General features: G+C 63.8%; 21 protein-coding genes. 3 read left to right on the forward strand and 18 right to left on the reverse strand.

What is annotated here, in order from left to right; genetic code table 11:
• The first annotated feature begins 161 nt into the window (after window positions 1-161).
• The gene (argE, locus tag P9272_RS07915; protein WP_278160081.1) at window positions 162-1319 is read left to right on the forward strand and encodes an acetylornithine deacetylase; all 1158 of its coding nucleotides are present in this window, start codon (window positions 162-164) and stop codon (window positions 1317-1319) included.
• Window positions 1320-1325: 6 nt separating this feature from the next.
• On the opposite strand, the gene P9272_RS07920 is transcribed toward argE, so the two are convergent.
• From P9272_RS07920 to P9272_RS07940, 5 genes are read right to left on the reverse strand one after another with little or no spacing between them, the layout of a single operon-like run.
• Window positions 1326-2255 (reverse strand): LysR family transcriptional regulator, encoded by a 930-nt coding sequence (locus P9272_RS07920; RefSeq protein WP_128256542.1) that lies wholly within the window; start codon window positions 2253-2255, stop codon window positions 1326-1328.
• A gap of 50 nt (window positions 2256-2305) precedes the next feature.
• Window positions 2306-3796, reverse strand: coding sequence for an aldehyde dehydrogenase (locus P9272_RS07925; RefSeq protein ID WP_278160082.1), 1491 nt, complete (start codon window positions 3794-3796; stop codon window positions 2306-2308).
• Between the two features lie 20 nt (window positions 3797-3816).
• Window positions 3817-4491 (reverse strand): DUF1028 domain-containing protein, encoded by a 675-nt coding sequence (locus P9272_RS07930; protein ID WP_278160083.1) that lies wholly within the window; start codon window positions 4489-4491, stop codon window positions 3817-3819.
• Between the two features lie 5 nt (window positions 4492-4496).
• Window positions 4497-4913 (reverse strand): RidA family protein, encoded by a 417-nt coding sequence (locus P9272_RS07935; RefSeq protein ID WP_127229973.1) that lies wholly within the window; start codon window positions 4911-4913, stop codon window positions 4497-4499.
• Window positions 4914-4948: 35 nt separating this feature from the next.
• Window positions 4949-6223 (reverse strand): NAD(P)/FAD-dependent oxidoreductase, encoded by a 1275-nt coding sequence (locus P9272_RS07940; RefSeq protein WP_278160084.1) that lies wholly within the window; start codon window positions 6221-6223, stop codon window positions 4949-4951.
• A 230-nt stretch (window positions 6224-6453) separates the two neighbouring features.
• Between P9272_RS07940 and P9272_RS07945 the strand changes: the two genes are divergently transcribed.
• Complete coding sequence (locus P9272_RS07945) at window positions 6454-8073, forward strand: GMC family oxidoreductase N-terminal domain-containing protein (RefSeq protein WP_278160085.1); 1620 nt, start codon at window positions 6454-6456, stop codon at window positions 8071-8073.
• Window positions 8074-8153: 80 nt separating this feature from the next.
• Here P9272_RS07945 and P9272_RS07950 read toward each other — a convergent pair whose 3' ends face one another.
• From P9272_RS07950 to P9272_RS07995, 10 genes are all read right to left on the reverse strand, one after another.
• Window positions 8154-8912, reverse strand: a complete 759-nt coding sequence (locus P9272_RS07950) for an ABC transporter ATP-binding protein (protein ID WP_278160219.1) — start codon at window positions 8910-8912, stop codon at window positions 8154-8156.
• Between the two features lie 122 nt (window positions 8913-9034).
• A complete protein-coding gene (locus tag P9272_RS07955; protein ID WP_128256548.1) occupies window positions 9035-9838 on the reverse strand; it encodes an ABC transporter permease in 804 nt (267 codons plus the stop codon).
• 88 nt (window positions 9839-9926) lie between these two features.
• Window positions 9927-10910, reverse strand: a complete 984-nt coding sequence (locus tag P9272_RS07960; protein ID WP_278160086.1) for an ABC transporter substrate-binding protein — start codon at window positions 10908-10910, stop codon at window positions 9927-9929.
• A 411-nt stretch (window positions 10911-11321) separates the two neighbouring features.
• Window positions 11322-12068 carry an SDR family NAD(P)-dependent oxidoreductase gene (locus P9272_RS07965; protein ID WP_128256550.1) on the reverse strand — a complete coding sequence of 249 codons (747 nt, stop codon included), beginning with the start codon at window positions 12066-12068 and terminating at the stop codon, window positions 11322-11324.
• 38 nt (window positions 12069-12106) lie between these two features.
• On the reverse strand, window positions 12107-13285 hold the full coding sequence (locus P9272_RS07970; protein WP_278160087.1) for an alanine--glyoxylate aminotransferase family protein: 1179 nt from the start codon (window positions 13283-13285) through the stop codon (window positions 12107-12109).
• A gap of 27 nt (window positions 13286-13312) precedes the next feature.
• Window positions 13313-14119 carry a 4-pyridoxolactonase gene (locus P9272_RS07975; RefSeq protein ID WP_126081813.1) on the reverse strand — a complete coding sequence of 269 codons (807 nt, stop codon included), beginning with the start codon at window positions 14117-14119 and terminating at the stop codon, window positions 13313-13315.
• Window positions 14120-14168: 49 nt separating this feature from the next.
• Window positions 14169-15104, reverse strand: coding sequence for an ABC transporter permease (locus tag P9272_RS07980; RefSeq protein WP_128256552.1), 936 nt, complete (start codon window positions 15102-15104; stop codon window positions 14169-14171).
• 3 nt (window positions 15105-15107) lie between these two features.
• The gene (locus P9272_RS07985; protein ID WP_278160088.1) at window positions 15108-16205 is read right to left on the reverse strand and encodes an ABC transporter permease; all 1098 of its coding nucleotides are present in this window, start codon (window positions 16203-16205) and stop codon (window positions 15108-15110) included.
• Window positions 16202-17770 carry an ABC transporter ATP-binding protein gene (locus P9272_RS07990; RefSeq protein WP_278160089.1) on the reverse strand — a complete coding sequence of 523 codons (1569 nt, stop codon included), beginning with the start codon at window positions 17768-17770 and terminating at the stop codon, window positions 16202-16204. The genes P9272_RS07985 and P9272_RS07990 overlap by 4 nt, the downstream gene beginning before the upstream one ends.
• A gap of 78 nt (window positions 17771-17848) precedes the next feature.
• Window positions 17849-18877: a BMP family protein gene (locus P9272_RS07995; protein WP_347404037.1), complete on the reverse strand. Its 1029-nt coding sequence runs from the start codon at window positions 18875-18877 to the stop codon at window positions 17849-17851.
• A 101-nt stretch (window positions 18878-18978) separates the two neighbouring features.
• On the opposite strand from P9272_RS07995, the gene P9272_RS08000 reads away from it, so the two are divergent.
• The gene (locus P9272_RS08000) at window positions 18979-19404 is read left to right on the forward strand and encodes a hypothetical protein (RefSeq protein WP_278160091.1); all 426 of its coding nucleotides are present in this window, start codon (window positions 18979-18981) and stop codon (window positions 19402-19404) included.
• A 36-nt stretch (window positions 19405-19440) separates the two neighbouring features.
• On the opposite strand, the gene P9272_RS08005 is transcribed toward P9272_RS08000, so the two are convergent.
• From P9272_RS08005 to P9272_RS08015, 3 genes are read right to left on the reverse strand one after another with little or no spacing between them, the layout of a single operon-like run.
• Window positions 19441-20451, reverse strand: coding sequence for an ABC transporter substrate-binding protein (locus P9272_RS08005; protein WP_278160092.1), 1011 nt, complete (start codon window positions 20449-20451; stop codon window positions 19441-19443).
• Between the two features lie 34 nt (window positions 20452-20485).
• Window positions 20486-21301: an ABC transporter permease gene (locus tag P9272_RS08010; protein ID WP_278160093.1), complete on the reverse strand. Its 816-nt coding sequence runs from the start codon at window positions 21299-21301 to the stop codon at window positions 20486-20488.
• On the reverse strand, window positions 21298-22131 hold the full coding sequence (locus P9272_RS08015) for an ABC transporter ATP-binding protein (protein ID WP_278160094.1): 834 nt from the start codon (window positions 22129-22131) through the stop codon (window positions 21298-21300). Before P9272_RS08015 ends, P9272_RS08010 begins: the two co-directional genes overlap by 4 nt.
• Window positions 22132-22188 lie beyond the last annotated feature (57 nt).

Below are 22188 nucleotides of genomic sequence, written 5' to 3' on the forward strand. Positions count from 1 at the left end.
GCTGGCGCAGGAAAACTACGGAATTCTTCTGTGCGGATTAGGGCACGCCTAATCGCGCGTCTGGGAATTAGCCTGCGATGAACCGGAGCTGAGCCAAATGCGACTTCAGCGCCGCCGCGCCACGATGCTACACAGCCGATAGCGGCAACGAGGCAACAGACATGGACAGCATAAGGATCCTCGAACAGCTGATCTCCTTCCCGACGGTGAGCCGTGACTCGAACCTCGATCTCATCCGCTATGTGGTGGATCTGCTCGGGGAAAACGGCATAGCCAGCCAACTCATCCACAGCGCCGACGGCCACAAGGCGAACCTCTTTGCCACGATCGGCCCGTCCGACGGGCCCGGCATTATGCTCTCCGGCCATACCGACGTCGTTCCCGTCGATGGCCAGAACTGGACTCTGCCGCCATTCGAAATGACCGCGCGCGACGGCAAGCTTTACGGACGCGGCGCTGCGGACATGAAGGGTTTCGTCGCCTCGGCGCTCGCCGCCTGTCTCAAGGCTTCGAAGATGCCGCTGCGCACGCCCTTGCATGTGGCGCTCTCCTACGACGAGGAGGTCGGCTGCCTCGGCGTGCACGACCTGATCGAAATGCTGAGCGCGGCACCTCGACGCCCGTTGCTCTGCATCGTCGGCGAGCCGACCAACATGCAGGTGGCTACCGGGCACAAGGGCAAGCTCGCGGCGCGCGCCGTCTGCAAGGGACGCGAAGGTCATTCGGCTCTCGCCCCGCTGGCGCTCAATGCCATCCATCTCGGCTGCGATTTCGTGCGCGCCCTGCGCGACGAACAGGACCGGCTTGCCCGCGAAGGCGCCCGCGACGGCGATTACGACATTCCCTACACGACGGTGCATGTCGGAAAGATCAATGCCGGAGTGGCGCTCAACATCGTGCCCAACCTTTGCGTGGTCGATTTCGAGATCCGCAATGTCGCCGCCGACGATGCCGCCGGCATTCTCGACAGGCTGCGCGGCGCCGCGGCGCGCATTGCCGCGGATGCCGCTTCGATCGCTTCCGAGGCCGCAATCGACATCGAGATCACCAACACCTATCCGGGCCTCAACACGCCGACGACGTCCGAAGCCGTCGCCTTCGTCAAATCGCTGACCGGCGCCAACAGCACAATGAAAGTCGCCTTCGGCACGGAAGGCGGATTGTTCAGCCGCGATCTCGGCACGCCTTCCGTCGTCTGCGGACCAGGCTCGATGGCACAGGGACACAAGCCGGACGAATATGTCAGCGTCGAGCAGTTGCGGCGCTGCGACGAGATGCTGGAGCGGCTGCTGTTGCGGCTCGCCGACGGCTGGCCGTGATATCCTTCATTTGACGATGCGTTCGGTGCCGAAGACGCCCTGCTCGACGACGAAGCGGCGGCAGTGGTCGATGAAGGCTTGCACCGTCAGCGTGCGGTGTTCGGCGTTAGGCAGTGCAATGCCCATGGTCAGCGGCCTGATCTCGCCCAGCAGAGGCACGAAGACCAGCAGCTTGCCGTCCGGCGACATGGCGTTGAGCGGCCGCATATTGGCGATGCCGTAGCCGAAGCCGTTGGCCACCATCGAACGCATCACGGCGATGTCGCCGGTGCGCTCGGCGATTTTGGGCCGCAGCCCCTGGAAAGCCGAGAGGAAGTACTCCCGGCTGTAAGGGAGATCGAGCAGCACCATCGGCTCGTCGACCAGTTCCTCGGGCGTGATGCCCGCCCTTCCCGCCAGGCGATGCGCGGCCGGCAGCATCACATAGGCCGGCAAATGCATCAGCGGCTCGAACGTCATGTCCTGTGACAGTTCGAGATCGTAGGTCAGCGCGGCGTCTATTTCGCCGCGCTGCAGCATCTCGAACAATTGTCCCTGGTTGCGCTCGAACTGGCGAACGCGCACATCGGGATAGGCGTCCTCGAATTTCCGGCGCAGCGCCGGCAGCACGATCTGCGCGAAAGTGAGCAGGCAGCCGACCGCCAGCGGCCCGCGCACCTTTTCGGCGATATCGCCGGCAATGTCGTGCAGCGCGTCGGCATCGTTGAGCAGGCGCGCGGCCTCCTTGAGGAACAGGCGCCCGCCCGCGGTCAGCGCCAGCGCATGCGAATGCTTGCGCACGAAGAGCTGGACGCCGAACTCCGCTTCGAGCTGCGCGATCGAGGCCGAGATAGACGGCGGTGAGACGTTCACCTGCTCGGCCGCCTTGGCGATCGAACCGGCTTCGCCAACGGCGACGAAATATTCGAGCTGTCTGAGCGTGAAGCGGAGCGGCATGGGCTGCTATGATGCCCGTTTGGTCGCTGCAATCAAGTCGCGGCCCCTCCTCAGTACTTGATCCAGGTGGTCTTCAGCGCGGTGTATTTGTCGAGCTCGTGCAGCGACAGGTCGCGCCCGAAGCCGGACTGCTTGAAGCCGCCGATGGGCGTCATCGGGCTCAGCGCATCGACTGTGTTCACAGAGACCGTGCCCACGCGCAGCCCCTCGGCAACGCGGTGGGCGCGTGACAGGCTGTCGGTCCACAGGGACGCCGCCAGGCCATAGACGCTGCCATTGGCAAGCCGGATTGCCTCCTCTTCGCTGTCGAAGGCGATCACCGACAGCACCGGACCAAATATCTCGTCGCGGGCGAGCGGATCGTCCGGCGAGACCTCGTCGAAGATCGTCGGCTGCACGAAGCTGCCTCGCCCATCGACCGCCACCCGGTCGCCGCCAGCCACGAGCCGTGCGGACTTCCTGCCGCCATCGATGAAGCGCATGACGGTCGCGGCATGCCGTGCATCGACCATCGCTCCCATTCTAGACACCGGGTCGAGTGGGTCGCCCGGCTGGGTCGCCGCCGCCCGCTCCGCCAGCTTCTCCACCAGCGCATCCTTGATGCTGCGCTCCACCAGCAGCCGGGAATTGGCCGAGCAGACCTGCCCCTGGTTGAAGAAGATGCCGAAGGCAGCCATTTCGGCCGCCACATCGAGATCGGTGCAATCCGCGAACACCAGATTTGGGCTCTTGCCGCCGGTCTCCAGCCATATTTGCTTCATGTTCGATTGGCCGGAATATTGCAGGAACAGCTTGCCAACGGCGGTCGAGCCGGTGAAGGCAAGGCAATCGACATCCATATGCCGGCCAAGCGCCTGGCCGGCGGTCTCGCCGAGACCTGGCACCACATTGAGCACACCGGCGGGCAAGCCCGCCTCCATGGCGAGCTCGGCCAGCCTCAGCGCCGAGAAAGGCGATTGCTCGGCTGGCTTCAGCACAACCGAATTGCCCGCAGCCAATGCGGGCGCGCATTTCCAGGTCGCCATGTCGAGCGGGAAATTCCACGGCACCACGGCGCCCACCACCCCAACGGGCTCGCGCCGCACCAGAGCAAGGTCACCCTGCCCCGTCGGCGCCACCTCGTCATAGACCTTGTCGATGGCTTCGGCATACCATTGGAAGATCGCCGCCGAGCCCGGCACATCGATGGTGGCGGCATCCTTGACCAGCTTGCCCATGTCCAGCGACTCCAGCAGCGCGAGTTCCTGTAGGTTCTCGCGCAACAACGTCGCCAGCCGCAGCAGCACCTCCTTGCGATGCTGAGGACTCGTTCGCGACCAGACGCCGGCCTCGAAGCTGCGTCGGGCTGCGGCGACCGCAAGGTCGACATCCTCTTCACCGCAGGAGGCAACCTCGGCGAGCGTCGCTCCCGTTGCCGGATTGATGCTGGCGAAGGTCCGTCCGGAGCGCGCCGGTATTGCCTTGCCGTCGATGAACGCCTTGTCGCGAAAACGGATCGCCGACGCCTTGCCGATCCACTCCTTGTGGCTGAGTTCGCTCATTCTGGCCCAGACTTCCGGTATTACTCGTCACCGGGAACGCCATAGCTCGGCGCGTCGGATGGGTTGAGGGCGCGGGTGACATAGGCATCGAGCTGGGGCTTGTAGATGTCCCACAGCGCAGCCAGTTGCTCGATCGGGCAATCCTCGGTCCAGTCGCAACGTAGGTCGGCGACGGGCCAGGACACATCGCGTGCCAGCTTCATGCCGGCGGAGCGGACAGGCCCCGCCTCCCCGCCCGCCTTGAGCGCGGCGCGCATCGTGGCGATCAGCCGGTCGCCGAGATCGCCCTCGGACGCGAGGAACGCATCGACCATGGCCTGCGGGATACCATCATTCGCGAGCAGGTTGCCGCCGCAGGCGACGTCCTCGCCGTGCGCCTCGGCCCAGATACCGAGCGCTTTAGGCCCTGAGTGGATCGCACTGCCGCCGGCCGCGTCGACCGCCAGCACCTGACGGTATTCGCTGAAGGTCGCCGTGCGCTTGATGATCGCGACGGCCTCGGCGGCGGTAGCGCCACGCGCCATGAGCTCCAAAGCCTGGACTCCGAGCGTCGGGTCGGTAACGTTCTGGCTGGCAACCGCACCAACGCCCGCCTGCGCGTAGGCGCAGCGCGCCGCGACGGCAGGCGAGGACGAAGAGACCGCTACCCCGAACATGCCTGTCCGCCGGCACCGCGCCACAATGGAGAATGTCATGACGCTCAGTCCGGAATGACGGCCGTGCCGTCGATCTCAACCAGCCATTCCGGCCGCGCGAGGGCCGATACGACCAAGCCGGTCGAAACCGGATGCACGCCCTTGATGTATTCGCCCATCGTCCGGTAGACGGCCTCGCGGTGGCGGACGTCAGTGATGTAGACCACCACCTTCACCAGATGCTCCATTCTGCCGCCGCACTCCTCAATGAGCTGCCTGATATTCTGCATGACCTTATGGGTCTGCTCGACCGGATCATGGCTGTCGATATTCTTGGCCGTGTCGAGATCCTGCGGGCACTGGCCGCGCAGATAGACGGTGCGGCCGCCGCGCGTGACGACCGCCTGGCAGAGGTCGTTGTCGAGCTTCTGCTCGGGATAGGTGTCCTTGGTGTTGAATTTGCGAATTCGCGTATGCGCCATCTTGGTCTCCAATTGAATCGGGCTCGCAGCTTTGGTCAGGCGTCCACGGTCTCGCGCTTCGCGGCGGCATGGTAGGCCAGATATTTGCGCTGCGTCGAAATGCGATCTGCCACATGCTTGGCATCATGCCAGACGCCCCAGATGAAACTCGACCCTCGGCGCGATTGCCAGGGCAGGCCCAGGAAATAGATCCCCGGCTCGGTCGAAACGCCGCGCTGATGCCTTGGCCGGCCCTTCTCGTCGAAGGCATCGACCTTCAGCCAGCTGTAGTCGACGGCGAAGCCCGTCGCCCAGATGATCGTCGCGATCCCGGCCTTGGCCAGATCGAGCTCGAGGATCGGATTGGTCAAGCAGTCCGGGTCCGGACCTATTTTGCGGAGAGCGGGCTCTTCCGGGAGGTCGAGTCCGTTGCGAGCGACATAGGCGTCGGCCTCGTCCAGCAGCGACTTCAGATTGGCGTCGCCTCGCGCGATATTTTGGGCAAGATCGGGCGCGAAACTCATCACGCCGTCCTGGTATGCCTTTGTCATACCGACGAGCGTCAGCCCTTGCGCGGCCAGACGGCGGAAATCGATCGTCTCGCCGCCGCGCGCGCCGCTGACCGCGATCGTGACATGTTCCGTGGCAGGCCCTGGCGTTTCGAGGTCCCATTTGCCGAGGACGCCGAGCCACCAGCAGAAGTCGCGCCCGCGATAGGAACGCGGCGGACGATCATGCGGGCCGACCGAGAGATAGACGCGCCTTCCGACGCGCTGGAGCTCATCGGCAATTTGCACGCCCGAAGATCCCGCGCCGACCACCAGCACGGCGCCTTTCGGCAATTGCGCCGGATTGCGGTAGGCGCTGGAGTGGATTTGCAGGAGGCCGGCATCAGCAGGTACGAGAGAGGGGATGACGGGGACCTGGAAAGGTCCGGTCGCGGCGACGACGCTGTTGGCTTCGATCACGCCATCCGACGTTTCGACGCGGAATCCCGGACGGCCGACATTCCTCTGCACGAGCTTGACCTCGACGCCGCAGCGGATCGGCGCGTTGATCTGCTTGGCGTAGGCGACGAAATAGTCCGCGACCTCCTCCTTGGACGGAAAGCCGTCGGGACCCGTCACGGGAAACTCCATGCCCGGGAAACGGTCGTGCCAGGCCGGGCCGTTGGCGACCAGCGAATCCCAGCGCTGCGAGCGCCAGCGCTCGGCAATCCGGCCGCGCTCGAGGACGAGATGGGGCACCCCGCATTTGCTCAGGTGCTCGCTCATGGCCACCCCCGCCTGGCCGCCGCCAACGACAAGCGTGTCTATCGTCTCAACCGACATGCTCAGTCCTTTTTTGATCATCCGACAGCTCTCGCCGCGCGGGATGAAACCGACCTTGGGCCACGGGCGGATGCAGACAGGCTGCGCCATCCGACCGCTTCTGGCGCTCACAAGTAGCAGCACGTACCAGCGCGAGCCCATAACGAATCTCCGAAGTCACGCGTAACCATTTCCGAATTTCTCGCGCCGAGAGACGCACCTAGAGTTTCGGCATTCCCGAGGGGTTGGGCATGCAGACTGAAAGCTTTGACTACATTGTCGTCGGAGCCGGCTCGGCCGGTTGCGTGGTGGCCAATCGGCTGAGCGCCGATCCGTCAATCAGCGTGTGCCTGATCGAGGCCGGCGGCAGCGACAACAGCCTTCGGGTCAAGGTGCCGGCCGGCATCCTCTCGCTCTACGGCAATCCGAACTACGACTATTGTTTCGTCGGCGTGCCGCAGCCCCATCTCAACGACCGCAGGATTCCGGTCAACCGCGGCAAGGCGCTGGGCGGATCCAGCTCGATCAACTCGATGGTCTATATTCGCGGCGCCGCCGAGGACTATGACGAATGGGCCGCACTCGGCTGCGCCGGCTGGGCTTACCGGGACGTGCTGCCCGTGTTCAGGAAGCTGGAGCGCAATCTGCTCGGCCAGGATCCGCGCTATCACGGCACTAGCGGCGAGCTGCTGGTCGACAATCCGCGCGATCCGAACGTGCTTTCAAGCATGTTCGTCAAGGCCGGCAAGAACGCCGGCCTGCCCGCCAACACCGACTTCAACGCCGAAAGCCAGTTCGGCCTCGGCATCTACAACGTCACGCAGGATCGCGGTCAACGCTTCAGCAGCTTCAGCGCCTTCATGCGTCCGGTGCTCGACCGCAGGAACCTGACTTTGCTCAGCGAATGCGAGGTGATCGATCTGGTCATCGCCGAGAGCCGCGCCACCGGGATGCGCGTGCGGCACGAGGGTCAGCAGAAGACGCTCTCGGCCGCCCGCGAGATCGTGCTTTCGGCCGGCGCCATCAACTCGCCCAGGATATTGATGGCCTCAGGCATCGGACCGGCAGCCGAGCTGAAGCAGATCGGTATCACGCCGGTCCTCGACCTGCCGGGCGTCGGCAAGAACCTGCAGGACCATGTCGACGGCATGATCACCGTGCGCTCCAGGAGCACCAGGACGCTCGGCCTGTCGATAGCCAACCTGCCGCGCATCGCCGCCGCGCCGCTCCAGTATTTCGTACGCCGCAAGGGCATGCTCACAACCAACTATGTCGAAGCCGGCGGCTTTGCGAAGACCAGGCACTCGAACGGGCTTCCCGACATCCAGTTCCACTTCGTGCCGGGCTATCGCAGCCATCGCGGCAGGCTGATCGAATACGGTCACGGCTACGCCGTTCACACCTGCGTGCTCAGGCCGAAAAGCGTGGGCGAGATCAGGCTGTCGCGGGACAGCGCTCGCCGGGATGTTCTGATCGACCACCGCTTCCTCGCGAATGAGGACGACGCCATGGTGCTGGTCGAAGGCATCAAGATCGCGCGCCGGATTTTTGCCTCGTCCGAATTCGACACGGTGCGCGGCAAGGAGATGCTTCCGGGCAAGGATATAAGCAGCGATGACGAGATCCTCGCCTATCTGCGCGCCGAAGCGCTGACCGTCTATCACCCGGTCGGGACTTGCAAGATGGGAACGGACGACATGGCCGTCGTCGATCCCGCTACGCTGAAGGTTCGCGGCGTGGACGGGCTTCGAGTTGCGGATGCCTCCGTCATGCCGAAGCTGATCGGCGGCAACACCAACGCGCCAAGCATGATGATCGGGCAGAAGGCTTCGGAGATGATCCTCGGCGCGGCGCGCTACGGCGAAACGTGAAGGCCGGCTCGTCTTTCAACATTGAGGCAGATCCGCGAGCGACGCTGCTGGTCCGCCCCAACTATCATTTGATATTGCTCTCAGTGATCTTCGTCGATCTCGTCGTGCAGGAGGCCCAGGATACGGCGCTTGAGTGCGATGAAGTCGGGTTCGAGGATCACGTCCATCGAGCGCGGCCGCGGGATGTCGACCTTGATCTCGGCCTTGATCTTGCCAGGCCGCGCCGTCATCACCAGGACGCGATCGCCCAGAACGAGCGCTTCGTCGATGTCGTGGGTGACGAACAGCACCGTCTTCTGCTGCCGCTCCCACACGCGAAGCAGCAGCTTCTGCATGGTGCCGCGCGTCTGGCTGTCGAGAGCGCCGAACGGTTCGTCCATCAGCAGCACGGCCGGGTCGTTGGCAAGGGCGCGGGCGATCGCCACGCGCTGCTTCATGCCGCCGGAAAGCTGCGCGGGATAATGGTCCGCAAACGGCGCGAGGCCGACCTCGTTCAGATACTGGTCGACGATCCGCTTGCGCTGTTCTGCCGGCAAGCCCTTGCGCTTGGGTCCATACTCTATGTTGGCGCGCACCGTGAGCCAGGGAAACAGGGTGTAGCTCTGGAACACCATGCCCCTGTCGGGTCCGGGCTCGATCACTTCCCTGCCGTCCACCTTGATGCTGCCCGAGGTCGCGTCGTTGAGGCCGGCGGCGAGATAAAGCAGGCTGGATTTGCCGCATCCTGACGGACCGACGATAACGCAGAATTCGTTCTTGGCGACCTGCAGCGACACATCGTCCAGCGCCAGCACGCCATTGGCGTCGCCATAGCGCAATGTCACGTCCTCGATGGCCATCGTGGTACCGGCCGAAAGCCGATCGCCGGCTGGATGGGCGGTTGCGGCCGGATTGTTCGCCTTGACGGTTTCGGTCATCACTACCCTTGATCCGGCTGCGGTTTGCGAGGAGGCGTTCATGATCAAGGCGCCCATGGCGCGACCCTCGCCCGGAGAATGCGGAATGCCGTGTCGGTGATGAGACCAAGAAGCCCGATCGCGGCGATCGCCATGAAGATCACATCGACCTGGAAGCCGCGCATCGCCTTGAGGCTGATATAGCCGAGACCACTCGACGCCGCCACGAGCTCGGCCACAACGAGATATGTCCAGGCCCAGCCCATGGTGACGCGAAGCGTGTCGAGGATCGCGGGAAGCGCGGCGGGGAAAATGACGTGCCACACTGCTTCCGAGCGCTTGGTGCCCAATGTGTAGGAGGCGTTGACCAGATCCCGGGAGACGCTGCGCGCGCAGTCGGAGATCATCACGAGCTGCTGGAAGAAGGTGCCGAAGAAGATGACCGCGATGCGCTGCTCGATGCCGATGCCGATCCACAGGATGAACAGCGGCACGAAGGAGGTCACCGGCAGGTAGCGGATGAAGTTGACCAGCGGCTCCAACGGCGCCTGCACCGCCCGATAGGTGCCCATCCACAGCCCCAGCGGCACCGCGATCAGCGAGGATACGACGAAGCCCAGGATCACCACCTTGGCGCTGGTGAACGTGTGATAGAAAAGACTGCCGTCGAGCGACATGCGATAGGCCGTCTGCAGCACGGTTCCGGGCGTCGGCAGGAACATGTTCGGCACGACTCGGCCGTAGGACAGAAGAGCCCAGCCGCCGATCACGGCTATCCACATTGCCAATGCGAGCGTGGTTGCGGTGCTGGCGGGAATGTTGGCGAATGGGGTCGTCAGGCGTGTCCACGCCGTTCGCCTCTGTGCCATAAGATGGCCTCCGTTGATCTGGGCGCGAAACTCTGGCTTTCGAGAAATCAGGGTCGGCCCGAGGGACCGACCCTGTCAGTTTCGAAGCTCACTGTTCCTTGATGAAATCGGTATCGAGGATGGTCTTCGCGTCGATCGTCATCTTGAGCTTGCCGGCCTTGCCCCAGACATCCTGGGCGAAGTTCACCAGGTCGGACGCCTCGCTCTTGTCCGGAGTGCCGAAGAACTCCAGGTTGCGGGCGCGGTCGTAGTAGCGCACGCCTTGGGCGCCGGCCGCGAAATCCTCGGGCTTCTCGAGATAGCCACCAATGCCCTTGGCCATGATCTCATAGGCCTTGTCCGGATTGGTCTTGATGTAGTCGACCGCCTTGTAATAGCCCTTGATCAAAGCCTTCACATCCTCGGGATGCTTCTCGATCAGGTCGCATTTGAGCGCGATCACGTCGACGATCAGGCCAGGCGTCGTCGTGGAGTCGATCAGCACCTTTCCCTTGCCGCCCTTGCGGACTTCGGTGAGGTGAGGCTCCCAGGTCACCGCGGCGGGAACCTGGCCGGCGATGAAGGCCGTCGCGGCGTCGTCAGCGGTCATGTTGGTGACGCTGACATCGTCCTCGGTCATGCCTTCCTTCTTCAGGAGAACATTGAACCAGAATTCGGAAACGGAGCCCTCGTTCAGGGCGACGGGCTGGCCCTTCAAATCCTTGAGCGACTTGACGTCCGCCTGCGTGACGACGCCGTCGCCGCCGTGGCTGTCGTCAAGCGCCACGACATATTTGAAGCAGAGGTCGTCGGAGCGGTACTTCATCAGTTCGTCGACTGTGGATGCCGCGCCATCGAGATCACCGCCGGCGACCGCCGCCATATAGAGCGCCGATTCTTCGATCACTTTCAGCTCGACGTCGACGCCGGCTTCCTTGAAGTAGCCGAGGTCGCGGGCAAGAAACAGCGGCCCGTAGCCCACCCAGGTGGTCATGCCGAGGCGAATGGCGCCGGCGTCGGCGGGAGCGGCAAGCCCCAAGCCCAGCAGGCCTGCACTGACCGCGGTCATCAGGCAATTGCGGAATGTCTTCATTGTCGTGGTTCCCCATGGCTGTTACCGGCATCGACCTCATTCGAGTGGCGTATGCCAGGCTGTCGTTTCGGCAGCCGCTCTCTTGTTATGCGTCGCCCTCCCAGGCGGGCCTTGTTCTAGGTCCCGCAAGAGAGCATCCGGGCCGGGTCGCCTAAAGAAGTCTTTTTCTGTCCTTTGCTTCGCCGAAACCGAAGCAGCGGCCCCTTCCTTGTCGACGAACTCGAATCGACGGCGCCGGGCGATGACGGTTCCGGCGGATGTGCCAGTGGCCGTGGGCCGGTGCCGCCTGGAAGACGTGATGGCGCCGGGATCGGGGACAAACCCAGCTACAGGGCGGATGTCGTTGGCTGCCTCAACGGCAGCCCGAGCAGCTTCAGCTACGTGGTCGTCGGAATTTTCAGCCTCAGGTGGCTAATGCCTGACCATCCCGGCGTCGACATTCAGCGTCTGGCCGGTGATCCAGCGGGCGTCCTCGCTCGCCAGGAAGGACACGACGTCGGCGATATGCTCGGGCTGGCCCTTGCCCTTCATCGCCTGCAGCATCTCGACGAAGCCGAACGCCTCGTTGTGCGGGCTCGCCTTGACGCCATCGCTCTCGATCAGGCCGGGCGTCACCGCATTCGCCGTGATGTTGTATTTGCCAAGTTCCGTGGCCAGCGCCCGGGTGAAGCCGATGACGCCGCCCTTGGCCGCGACATAGGCCGCCATGTTGGGGGTCCCCGCAAAGAAGGTGTTGGAGGCGATGCTGATCACTCGTCCTGCCTTGTTTGCCGCCCGCATCTGGTCAGTGGCCGCACGGGTGACGATGAAGGTGCCTGTCAGATTTACGTCGATGATCTTGCGCCAATGGTCGAGATCGACATCGTCCCAGGCGATGAAGGGCACGATGCTGGCATTGTTGACCAGTATGTCGACGCCACCGGTCAGTGCCTGGATTTCAGCGAAAAGCGCTTTGACGGATGCCGGATCGGAGATATCGGCGGCGATAGCCTTCGCTTTCCCGCCGATCGACGCGGCGGCCGCCTTGGCGCCATCGGCGTTGATGTCGCTGACGATGACGATCGCGCCATCGGCCGCCAGCCGCGCCGCGATCGCTTTGCCGATACCCTGCGCCGCCCCTGTCACGAGGGCCGTCTTTCCCGCAAGCCGTCCAGTCATGAAATTTCTCCCTCGATCCGTGATCCGATGATGTCCGTTCAGGCGTCAGCGTCGATGACGGCCACTGCCGCGTCGATGCCTTTGCCGATTGCCAGTTTCTGGCCGGCCGCGTTCATGGCGCCGCCAAGCGCCGTCAGCGCCGCGATCGCGTAGATCGGCTGGGCGGTCGGTCCCATGTGGCCGATGCGCGTCAGCTTACCCAGCGTTTCGCCGCGACCTGATGAAAACACCACGCCGTAGCGGGCGCGGGCTGCCTGGCGAAGCGCCTTCTCGTCGACACCTTCGGGGGTGCGAACCGCGGTGGTGGTTGGCGACGCGATCCCGTCGCTGGCTGCCCAGATCGACAAGCCCATCGCCGCGACGCCCGCGCGCATGGCCCTGGCTGTAAGCGCGTGGCGCGCCCACACCGCCTCCGGCCCCTCGTTGAGATAGAGGTCGAGCGCGACATCGAGCCCGTTGATCTCCGAGACCGAAGGCGTGAACGGAAACGGCTTGTCGCTCGACCAGGCATCTTCCCAGTCGACGATGCTCAGCATCGATGCGCGCGGCGCCAGCGGATTGGCCTTCATCTTGGCCCAGGCCCGCTCGCTGACACCCATCATGGTGAGGCCGGGAGGAGCGCCCAGGCATTTGTTGGGACCGGTGACATAGATATCGGCCTTGCAATCCTCGGGATGCGTCTTCATGCCGCCAAAGGAAGAAACCGCGTCGACGATGAGGTAGGCGCCATGCGCAGAGACCAGCGCGCCGATGGCGTCGATCGGATTGATGGTGCCGGAGGGCGTGTCGTGGTGACAGACGGAAACGACGGTGATCTCCGGATGCGCCTTAAGCATATCGGCGACCGCCTGCGGGTCGATCGCCTCATTGTAAGGCACTTCGATTTCGAGCAGATGCGGCGAATGGCGTTTCGCCCAATAGCCGAACCCCTTGCCGTAAACTCCGGACGCAAGGTTGAGCACGACGTCGTCAGGGGCGGTTAGGGAAGCTGCCGCGGCCTCGAGGCCGAGCACCGGCTCGCCATGCAGGATGACCGGCTTGTTCGACAGCCGCATAGCCTTCTGCGCCTTGTCGGCCACCTTTTCGTAGAAGAGCTGGAACGCCGGGTCATAGTCGTAGAGCACGGTACGGCCGAGGCCACGCAGCACTTCGGCATAGGCGTTGACGGGCCCGGCAGTCAGGGTGATGACCGGATCGGCATGATCGGAATAGCGCATGGGCGTGGTTCTCCGGATTGGCGGCGTTCAGCCGTAGAACTGGGTGCCGGTCTTGTAGGTCTTGAAGTTTTCCATGTCGTGCGAGTACATCAGCTCGGCGCCGTGATCCTCGGCCAGCTTCTTCACCTTGCGCATCGAATTGACGCCCGCGACCGGGTCGATATGGAAGGCCGCCTGGCAGAGGGTCTCCAGGCTCTTCTGTGTGTAGGCGGCGTCGATGGTGAACATGATCGGCTTGCGCTTGGGAAACTCGACCAGCAGGCTGTAGTGGCCGATCGAATGGCCGGGCGTCGAGATCAGCTTCACGCCCCTGGCGAGATCGACATCGCCCTCGATGCCCTCGAAGGTCGAATTGGCGCGCGTCGTGCCCTCCAGCAGCTGCGCGGTGGCACCACGGGCTTCCGCTGCCTCGGCCGAAAAGCTCAGGTCCGAATAGCCGAGATGTTCGAAAGGCTGCGGATTGCAGGCCTGTGGCACCTCCGAGCGATGGCAGATCTTCTTTGCGTGCGGAAAATACTTGTTGCCGCCGCAATGGTCGAAATGGAAATGCGAGTTGACGACGACGTCGATGTCCTTGGGCTCGAGCCCGAGCAAGGCAAGCGCGCCGGGAATGGTCTGGTGCTTTTCCTGGATCGGCTTCTCGAAAGGCAGCACTTTCATGACATGGTCGTAGTCGTAGCCGGTGTCGATGAGGAACCGGCCCTCGGCATGCTCGATCAGGATCGAATAGACGGGAAAGCGCACTTCGCCGCCGGGACCGCGATTCCAGAACACATGATAACCGTCGAGAACGAGCGAGCCGCCGTCGAGCAGGTAGACCTTGGTATCCGACATTTGTCGTCTCCTATCTTGGCGCGGGTCCCGTCCGCGCATCTGGTTTCTGTCAGCGCGCGCCGCGCTCATATGCAATGCCAAGTGCTGCAGGCAGGCTGGCGCGCCGCCCGAAAAGCACCAGCATGATCATCACCGCCAGGAACGGCAGCATTTGGATGATGTCGGTCGGGATGTTGATGCCCGCCACCTGCATGGCCGTGGTCAGCGACAGGCACACGCCGAACAGCAGAGCGCCGAACAGCACCCAGACCGGACGGCCGCGCGCCAGCATGGCCAGCACGATGCCGAGGAAGCCGGCGCCATTGGTGATGAAGGGAATGAACAGGCCCGCCCCGACATTGGCGAGGTAGGCGCCGCCGAGCCCGGCCAGCGCGCCCGTCGTCAGCACCGCGATGGTGCGGGTCCTGATGACGTCGATGCCGGCGACGTCGAGCGCGGCCGGCTTGTCGCCGGCGGCCTGCAGGTTGAGGCCGAGCTGCGTGCGCCGGTAGAGATAGCCCATGGCGAACACCAGCGCGACCGCCAGATAGACGATCAGGTGATGCTTGAAGAAGGCAGGCCCGACGACGGGAATGTCCGACAGCAGCGGAATAACGGTCGCGTCCGCCGCCGGCAGGCGGGGATAGCTGCGCGAGAACTGGAAATGATGAAGCAGCGCCGTCAGGCCTTCCAGCCCCAGCGTCAGCGCGATGCCGATGACGATCTGGTTCAGCCCGATGCGCACGCAAAGCAGCGCCATGATCAGCGCCACCGCGATGCCGCCCGCGGCGCCGGTGAGGAAGCCGAGCCAAAGCGACCCCGAATAGAAGGCGCCCAAGAATCCGAGATAGGCGCCGGCTAGCATCATGCCCTCGATGCCGATGTTGAGCACGCCAGCCTTTTCCGACAACTGCTCGCCGAGCCCGGCAAGCAGCAGCGGGACGGCAGCGGTCACTGCGCCGAACAACAGCGCGCCGAGAAAAACTTCGCTGAAGAGCCCGGTCATGTCTCAGGCCTTTCTCGACTGATTGTAGCGGTGGTCGATATACTCGGCGAGCGCGAGCACGATCAGCATGATCGAGACCAGCACCAGGGTGAAGTGATTGGGCACGCCAAGCCGCCTCGCCGCGCTCTCGCCGCCGATCGAAAGCACCGAAAGCAGGAATACGAAGCCAATCGCGGCAAAGCCGTTCATCCGCGCAAGGAACACCGCCGGAATGACCGCCAGGCCGTAGGCAGGGTTCCAGTCGGCGCGGACATTGCCTTGCACCCCGATGATGTCGACGGCGCCGGCAAGGCCTGCAAGCCCAGCCGAAATGGCAAAGACGGCAACGGTCAGCCTAGGCACGCCAAGCCCGGCATGAACCGCCGCGCGCGGGTTGGCGCCGACGATCCTCAATTTCAATCCGAACGCCGTCCGCGTCATCACCAGATGCACGATGATGATCGCCGCAAGTCCGAGCACAAGGCCGCTAGTGATGGTCGTATCGAAGAGCCGCGGCAGCCTGTCTTCGACCGGCAAGGTACGCGTCTGCGGCACGGTCGTGCCGGGGTCGCGGAACACGAGCTTGACCAGCACGTTGGCGAGCGAGGTGCCGAGAAACGTCATCATCAGCGTGGTGATGATCTCGTTCACGCCCTGATAGGCGCGCAGAAGCGCAGGCAGCAGCGACCAGGCCATTGCCACGACCATGGAGATCAGGAACGAACAGGTCAGCGCCAGCCAGGCAGGCATGACCTGCACCAGGACGGGAGCGCTGGCGGCCGCCGTGACCGCTCCGAGCAGGAACTGGCCGTCGCCGCCCAAGTTCCACATGCCGGCGCGAAAGGCCACGATCAGGCCCGCGGCGAGGAACAAAAGCGGCGCCATGCGCGTCAGCGTCTGCTGGATGCCCAGCGGCGAGAACAACCCTTTCTCCAGCACGTAGCCGTAATAGGCGAGCGGGTCGACGCCGACGACAAGCAGGATGCAGCCGGCAATGATAAGAGCGGCAAGGATAGGTCCGAGCGTCATCAGCAGCCGGTGCAGTATATCGCGGCCGGTGGCGGCGCCGCTTGTGGCGTCGAGTGCATTGGCGCTGGCGCCGGGTGCGGTATCGATGCTCATGCGGCCAGTCCAATCATCAGGCGGCCGACCTTGGTGCGCGCGTCGTCGGCATTGGCGACCGTGCCGACCAAAGAGCCGTTGGCGATGACGGCAATGCGGTCGCACATGCTGATCAATTCCTCGAGGTCGGTGGAGATCAGCAGCACGGCGAGCCCGCGCGCCGCCGTGTCACGGATGCGCTGGCGCGAGGCAAGCGTGTTGGCGAGATCGAGTCCATAAGTCGGCTTGTTGAAGATCACCGCCCTGGCGCCTTCGGCCAGCTCACGCGCTATGAGCACCTTCTGGATATTGCCTCCCGAGAGCCGGGCGACAGGCGTCTTCAGGCTCGGCGTGCGTACATCGTATTCGCGCACCAGCTGGGCTGCGCGCCTGTCGATCTCGGCGCGTTGCTCGACGCCGCCGCGCCAGAAGGGCGAGGCGCCGACCTGCTTGAGGAAGAAGTTGATGGAGACCGGGAAGGCGCCTACCGTGCCTTCGCCGAGCCGGTCGTCGGTAAGGTAACGAAGGCCGCGCCGGCGGCGTTCGCCCACGCTCAGCGCCTCGATGGCAGTGCCTTCCAACCGCACCGAGCCACCGGTCGCCGCACGCTGGCCGGCCAAGGCCTCCGCCAATTGTTTCTGGCCGTTGCCGTCGATGCCGGCGATACCCAGGATCTCACCCGGGCGGATGTCGAAGGAGATCGACGACAGGCCCGGCGCGTTTTCGGTGGGCGCGACGGCGAGGTCGGCGACCTGAAGCAGCGGCCCGGCGTCGGCACGGACCGTGCGGGTGGGCCGCTCGGCGGCCTCCGGATCGTCCTTCTGTTTGCCGAACATCAGCTCCACGATTTCGGAGATGATCTCCTGTTCGCTGAGCGTGCGAAAACGCTCGGGTGGAATTTCGCCGACCTTGCGGCCGAGCTTCAGCACTGAGATACGGTCACCGAAGGCCGCCGCCTCCTTGAGCTTGTGTGTGATGAAGACGATCGCCAACCCCTGTCCGACGAGGCGGCGCATCAAGGCACCGAGTTCCTCGATGCCTTTCGGCGTCAGCATCGAGGTGGATTCGTCGAGGATCAGAAGCCGGCTATTGCGCACCATCGCGCGCAGGATCTCGACCTGCTGCTGTTCGCCGAGCGAAAGCTCCGACACCTTTGCATGCAGCTTGACGCTGATGCTGAGGCTGCGTGTGATCTCAGCGACGCGCGCCTCCAGCTCCTCGGTCCTGGGGCGCTGCCACCAGGGCCCGCCGAGCAACAGGTTTTCGGCCACCGTCAGCGTCGGCACCAGCATCATGTGCTGAAACACCGTGCCGATGCCCAGCGCCAGCGCATGGCGCGGCGAAGTGATCGGCGTCGGCTTGCCGTCGACCAGGATGCGTCCCTCATCCGGCTGCTGCAATCCCGACAGCATGCCGATCAAGGTGGATTTTCCCGCGCCGTTCTCGCCGAGCAGCACATGCACCTCGCCGGGGCGGATCGACAGGTCGATACCGTCATTGGCGACAATGCCGGGAAAGCGTTTGGTCACGCCTTCGAGCGCGACGATGTCGCGCTTGTCGGCGGGCAATGAAGAAAAACTGCTCATGAAAGCCCAGCACTGGAAAAACGGGAAATATCCGGAGGGGCAACCGGTCGCCCCTCCGGAAGCTGATTGCTGGCCGCCTTACTGGGCGACGCTCGTCATCAGCGCCCTGACGGCGGCGGCGTCATAGACCGGATCGACCTTGATCTTGCCGGAGATGACGTCTTCCCGCAGCGCCTGGATCTCGGACCATACCTTGTCCGGGATCGCAGCGGTCTTCAAAAGCTTCACCGAATCGTCCTTGAGGCCGATCGAATAATGCTGGGTGCCGAACGTGTCCGACTTGATGTCGGCGATCATCGCGGCGTAGACCGGCTCGATGTTCCACACCACCGACGACAGCAGGAAGCCCTTGTCGATGGGCGACTTGTCGCCGATGACGTCGATGAAATAGACCTTCCCGCCATCCGCGGCCTTGGTGGTCTCGACAGCCTGCAACATGCCGAAGCTGGAGCCGTTGCCCTGGCCGAAGATGATGTCGGCGCCAGAGGCGATCACGCTTTCGGTCACGCGCTTGCCACCCGCCGCGTCGCTGTAGGCGGCGGGGCCGATCACCGCATAGGTGATCTTGACGTCGGGATTCTCAGCCTTCACGCCCTGCGCGAACGCCGCCGACTGCGAGTTCCATGATGGAGGTTCGCCAGATACGACGATGCCCACCGACTTCGAGCGCGACATCTTGGCGGCAAGACGGCCGGCGAGATAAGCGCCCTGGTGGCCGCTTAGCGTGTAGTCGGCGACGAGACCTTTCTCCAAGCCGTTCGGCGTGTCGACGATCGCCACCGGAACCTTCAACTCCTTGGCGATTTCAGGCGCCGAAGTGTTGTAGCCGCTGGCATGGGCGATCAGCAGGCTGGCGCCGTCGGACGCGAGTTCCCGCAACGTCGGACGAACGTCGCCATAGCCCAGACCCTGGGCCACGACCACTTCGACGCCGGCGGCCTTGCCCGCCGCGTTGGCGGCATCGATGCCCTGCTGGTTCCAGCCGTAGTCGGTGCCCTCTTCAGGCGTCAGGATAGCGATCGACTTTACTTCGCCAGCAAGCGCGCCACCAAGAAAGACGCCACTCAGTATAATTGCACTCACACTGCACTTAAGAAGCTTTAACATGTTACCCTCTCTGTTTGATTCACCAATCAATATTCTTGTTGTTATTGCGCGGAAGCGAGATAGACTGCCTGAGAAAAATTTACCCATGGAGTTCAGGCAAAGTGAAGATTCGTTATGTCCTTCCGGTGATGCTGGCGTTCACATCCTTCGCCAGCGCGGTCGAGTTGCACCATGTCATCGTCCGCAAAGGCACAGACGGGCTCGACAAGGTGCCGTTGACGATCTCGAATGCGGGCAATGAACGGCTGTCGTGCAATGCCGACTTCGCCCACTGGTATTCAGCCGGGATTGCGACGGTCGAGCCGGGCAAGAGCGGCCGCCTCGAACTGTGGTTCGACTCCAAGACGGGCACGTTCACCATCCTCAACGACAAGCGCGAGAACCTGCCCATCGAGCGGCTGTGGTGCGGCCTGTCGGGCCGTGCATATGCCACGCGGGCACAGATCACGCTCGACCGTGCCGACGCGGCCGGAGGGAAGCGCGCCGTGTCCTGCCGCGTGGAGCAGGACAGGCTCGCGTGCCGGTAGGCGCCTATCGATCCGTCGGCCTGCGACATGGCGCGCCTATTCCTTCGCCAGGAACTTGTCGGTGAAGACGTCGTCCGCCGACAGGGCCGCCTTGAGCACGCCCTGATCTGTGAGCGTCTTCAGCGTCTCCTCCCACTGCGTCTTCGTCATCCAGCCGAGGCCGTGTTCCTTGGTGTCCGGGCTGGTGAAGGTCGACGCGATGTCGGCGTTGATCTGCGCCAGCAGCACATCCTTCTTGTCCGCATAGCCGGGAGCCGCCTTGGCCGTGATTTCGGCGGCCTCTTCCGGATGGGCGACGACATAGTCGAAGGCTTCCCGGTAGGCTTTGACGAAGCGGGCGACGACACCCGGCTTGTGCTTGATCATCTTCTCCGAGGTAAACAGACCGGAGCCGTAGGCCTTCCAGCCATGGTCCGCGCCCATCATGATGCTGAGCGAGCCGGGACCGCCGGCCTTGGCCTCCAGCTCGGGAACCTCGGCGTCGACATAGCCGACCACAGTCTGGACCCGACCGAGGAGAAGATAGCTTTCATAGGGCGGCGAGACGCTGTTCAGCGTCATGTCTTTCTCGGTCAGGCCATTGGCCGCCAGGAAGCCCTTGAAGAAGATGTAGGTCGAGCCGGCCGGATGAATGCCTATGGTGAGCCCTTTGAGATCGGCCGGCTTGGTGAGCTTCATCGTCTTTGCGAGCGAGATGATCGCCAGAGGCGAGTGCTGATTGACTGCCGCGACCGCGACGACTGGGACGTTCTGCGACCGGGCCACGGCGAGCGTGGGAAGATCGCCAAAACCGAAATCCGCGTTTTCATTGCCGACCAGCCGCATGGCGTCGGGCGAGCCGGAGCCCTTGCGGATCTCGGCGACGTCGATGTCGTTCTTGGCGAAGAAGCCTTTTTCCTTGCCGACGAAGAACATGGCGTGGTTGCCGCGCACCACCCAGTCGAGCTGGACATTGACCTTGTCGGCCGCCAAGGCCACGCTCGAGAAGCCGAGTGTCCCGGCAAACGCCGCAAGCGCGGCTGCCTTGATGAGTGAGCGTCTGAGCATTTTTGTTCCCTTTGTCATTGGTTTGAGAGCGGACCTACCAGCGGCTGAATTTCGGCGCCCACGGCACCACGATGCGTTCGAGAATCTCGGCAGCGTAGTAGAAGGCGATGCCCAGCACCGAAACGAGCAGCAGCGCCGCGAAGACAAGCGCTGTGTCGAGCTGTGTCGAGGCGAACTGGATGACGTAACCCAGCCCATCCGAGGCGCCGGCGAATTCGCCGACGATGGCGCCGATGACGCTCAGCGTGGCGGCTATCTTGGTCCCGGCCATCAGGTTCGGCAGCGAATGCGGAACGCGTATCCTGAACAGGATCTGCGTCGGGCTGGCGCCGACAGAATTCATCAGCGACAGCAGCGAGCGGTCGACCGCCTGCATTCCCGCCAGCATCGACAATGTCACCGGGAAGAAGGCGATGACCAGGATCAGACCGATCTTGGGCGCGAGCCCGTAGCCAAACCAGAGGATGAAGATTGGCGCCAGCGCCACCTTGGGCACGTTCTGAAACAGCACGACTAGCGGATAAAGCGCCCGCCCCAGCCAGTCGAAGCGCACGATGACCAGCGCGATGGCAATGCCGACCACGACGGAGACGAGGAATCCGAACAGGATCTCGCCTGCGGTCACCAGCGTCGCCTGCATTAGCGTCGCCCATTGCGCGATCAGCGATTGCGCGATCTCGGACGGGGCGGGAATGATGAAGGCGGAGATGGCGAAGACCCGCACCACGGCTTCCCACACCGCGATCGTCGCCAGCAGAAGGATGACCGCTGGAAGCCAGCTGCCTGTCGCCTGACTCCAACTCGAGGCAAACCGCGACTCCGAGAGATTGGTGATGGGTTGATCGCTCATGACGCGCCTCCCGGTTGATGGCTGGCGCGCAGCATGGTGCGCAGTTGAACCACCAGCCTGACGAACTCGGGATCTTCCGTCACCGACAGATCGCGCGGATAGGGCAGCCCGATGTCGAGGCTTTCGGTGATCCGCCCCGGCTTGATGCCCAGGACGTGGACATGGCGGGACAGATGAATGGCCTCGTCGATGGAGTGGGTGACGAGCACGATGGTCTTGCCGGTGCGCTGCCATATCTCCAGCAGCGACTGGCCCATCTGGTCGCGGGTAATGGCGTCGAGGGCGCCGAACGGCTCATCCATCAGCAGCACCGCCGGATCGAGCGCGAGCGCCCGCGCGATTGCGACGCGCTGGCGCATGCCGCCGGACAATTCATTGGGGCGCTTGTGGGCGCTGTCGCCCAACCCCACCAGCTCCAGCATCTCCTGGCCGCGCGCCCGCAAATCGGCGCGCGAGAGCGACTTGTCGGCAATGCCGAGCAGCATCGACGCGTTGTCGACGGCATTCTTCCAGGGAAGCAGGTTGGCGTCCTGGAAGACGAGGCCGATCATGCGCTTGCGCGCCGCCTCGACTGGCGAGAGCCCGGCGATCGAAACGCTGCCGCTTGTCGGATTGACGAGCCCGGCCAGAACCTTGAGCAAGGTGCTCTTGCCGCAACCGGAAGGACCGATGAGGGAGACGAACGAGCCCTTGGGTATCGAAAGATCGATATTTTGCAGAACCAGTTGCCTGGCCAGCGTCACCGACACGCTCTTGGCGGAAATCAGGTCGTCATGGTGGCGAATATGGGCTGGCCGGCCGCCTGCTGGTCGAATGGATTCAATGCGCATGGCTTGCCCCTCCATGCGGCACCCAAACCCGGCCGGCCTTCTGAGCATGATGGGCCA

This window comes from Mesorhizobium sp. WSM4976 (assembly GCF_029625685.1).
Lineage (GTDB): Bacteria > Pseudomonadota > Alphaproteobacteria > Rhizobiales > Rhizobiaceae > Mesorhizobium.

What these genes read in the sequence shown, in the direction of transcription:
- argE (WP_278160081.1), top strand. Translation starts at nt 162, where the DNA reads ATGGACAGCATAAGGATCCTCGAACAGCTGATCTCCTTCCCGACGGTG.
- P9272_RS07920 (WP_128256542.1), bottom strand. Translation starts at nt 2,255, where the DNA reads ATGCCGCTCCGCTTCACGCTCAGACAGCTCGAATATTTCGTCGCCGTT.
- P9272_RS07925 (WP_278160082.1), bottom strand. Translation starts at nt 3,796, where the DNA reads ATGAGCGAACTCAGCCACAAGGAGTGGATCGGCAAGGCGTCGGCGATC.
- P9272_RS07930 (WP_278160083.1), bottom strand. Translation starts at nt 4,491, where the DNA reads ATGACATTCTCCATTGTGGCGCGGTGCCGGCGGACAGGCATGTTCGGG.
- P9272_RS07935 (WP_127229973.1), bottom strand. Translation starts at nt 4,913, where the DNA reads ATGGCGCATACGCGAATTCGCAAATTCAACACCAAGGACACCTATCCC.
- P9272_RS07940 (WP_278160084.1), bottom strand. Translation starts at nt 6,223, where the DNA reads ATGTCGGTTGAGACGATAGACACGCTTGTCGTTGGCGGCGGCCAGGCG.
- P9272_RS07945 (WP_278160085.1), top strand. Translation starts at nt 6,454, where the DNA reads ATGCAGACTGAAAGCTTTGACTACATTGTCGTCGGAGCCGGCTCGGCC.
- P9272_RS07950 (WP_278160219.1), bottom strand. Translation starts at nt 8,912, where the DNA reads ATGGCCATCGAGGACGTGACATTGCGCTATGGCGACGCCAATGGCGTG.
- P9272_RS07955 (WP_128256548.1), bottom strand. Translation starts at nt 9,838, where the DNA reads ATGGCACAGAGGCGAACGGCGTGGACACGCCTGACGACCCCATTCGCC.
- P9272_RS07960 (WP_278160086.1), bottom strand. Translation starts at nt 10,910, where the DNA reads ATGAAGACATTCCGCAATTGCCTGATGACCGCGGTCAGTGCAGGCCTG.
- P9272_RS07965 (WP_128256550.1), bottom strand. Translation starts at nt 12,068, where the DNA reads ATGACTGGACGGCTTGCGGGAAAGACGGCCCTCGTGACAGGGGCGGCG.
- P9272_RS07970 (WP_278160087.1), bottom strand. Translation starts at nt 13,285, where the DNA reads ATGCGCTATTCCGATCATGCCGATCCGGTCATCACCCTGACTGCCGGG.
- P9272_RS07975 (WP_126081813.1), bottom strand. Translation starts at nt 14,119, where the DNA reads ATGTCGGATACCAAGGTCTACCTGCTCGACGGCGGCTCGCTCGTTCTC.
- P9272_RS07980 (WP_128256552.1), bottom strand. Translation starts at nt 15,104, where the DNA reads ATGACCGGGCTCTTCAGCGAAGTTTTTCTCGGCGCGCTGTTGTTCGGC.
- P9272_RS07985 (WP_278160088.1), bottom strand. Translation starts at nt 16,205, where the DNA reads ATGAGCATCGATACCGCACCCGGCGCCAGCGCCAATGCACTCGACGCC.
- P9272_RS07990 (WP_278160089.1), bottom strand. Translation starts at nt 17,770, where the DNA reads ATGAGCAGTTTTTCTTCATTGCCCGCCGACAAGCGCGACATCGTCGCG.
- P9272_RS07995 (WP_347404037.1), bottom strand. Translation starts at nt 18,877, where the DNA reads ATGTTAAAGCTTCTTAAGTGCAGTGTGAGTGCAATTATACTGAGTGGC.
- P9272_RS08005 (WP_278160092.1), bottom strand. Translation starts at nt 20,451, where the DNA reads ATGCTCAGACGCTCACTCATCAAGGCAGCCGCGCTTGCGGCGTTTGCC.
- P9272_RS08010 (WP_278160093.1), bottom strand. Translation starts at nt 21,301, where the DNA reads ATGAGCGATCAACCCATCACCAATCTCTCGGAGTCGCGGTTTGCCTCG.
- P9272_RS08015 (WP_278160094.1), bottom strand. Translation starts at nt 22,131, where the DNA reads ATGCGCATTGAATCCATTCGACCAGCAGGCGGCCGGCCAGCCCATATT.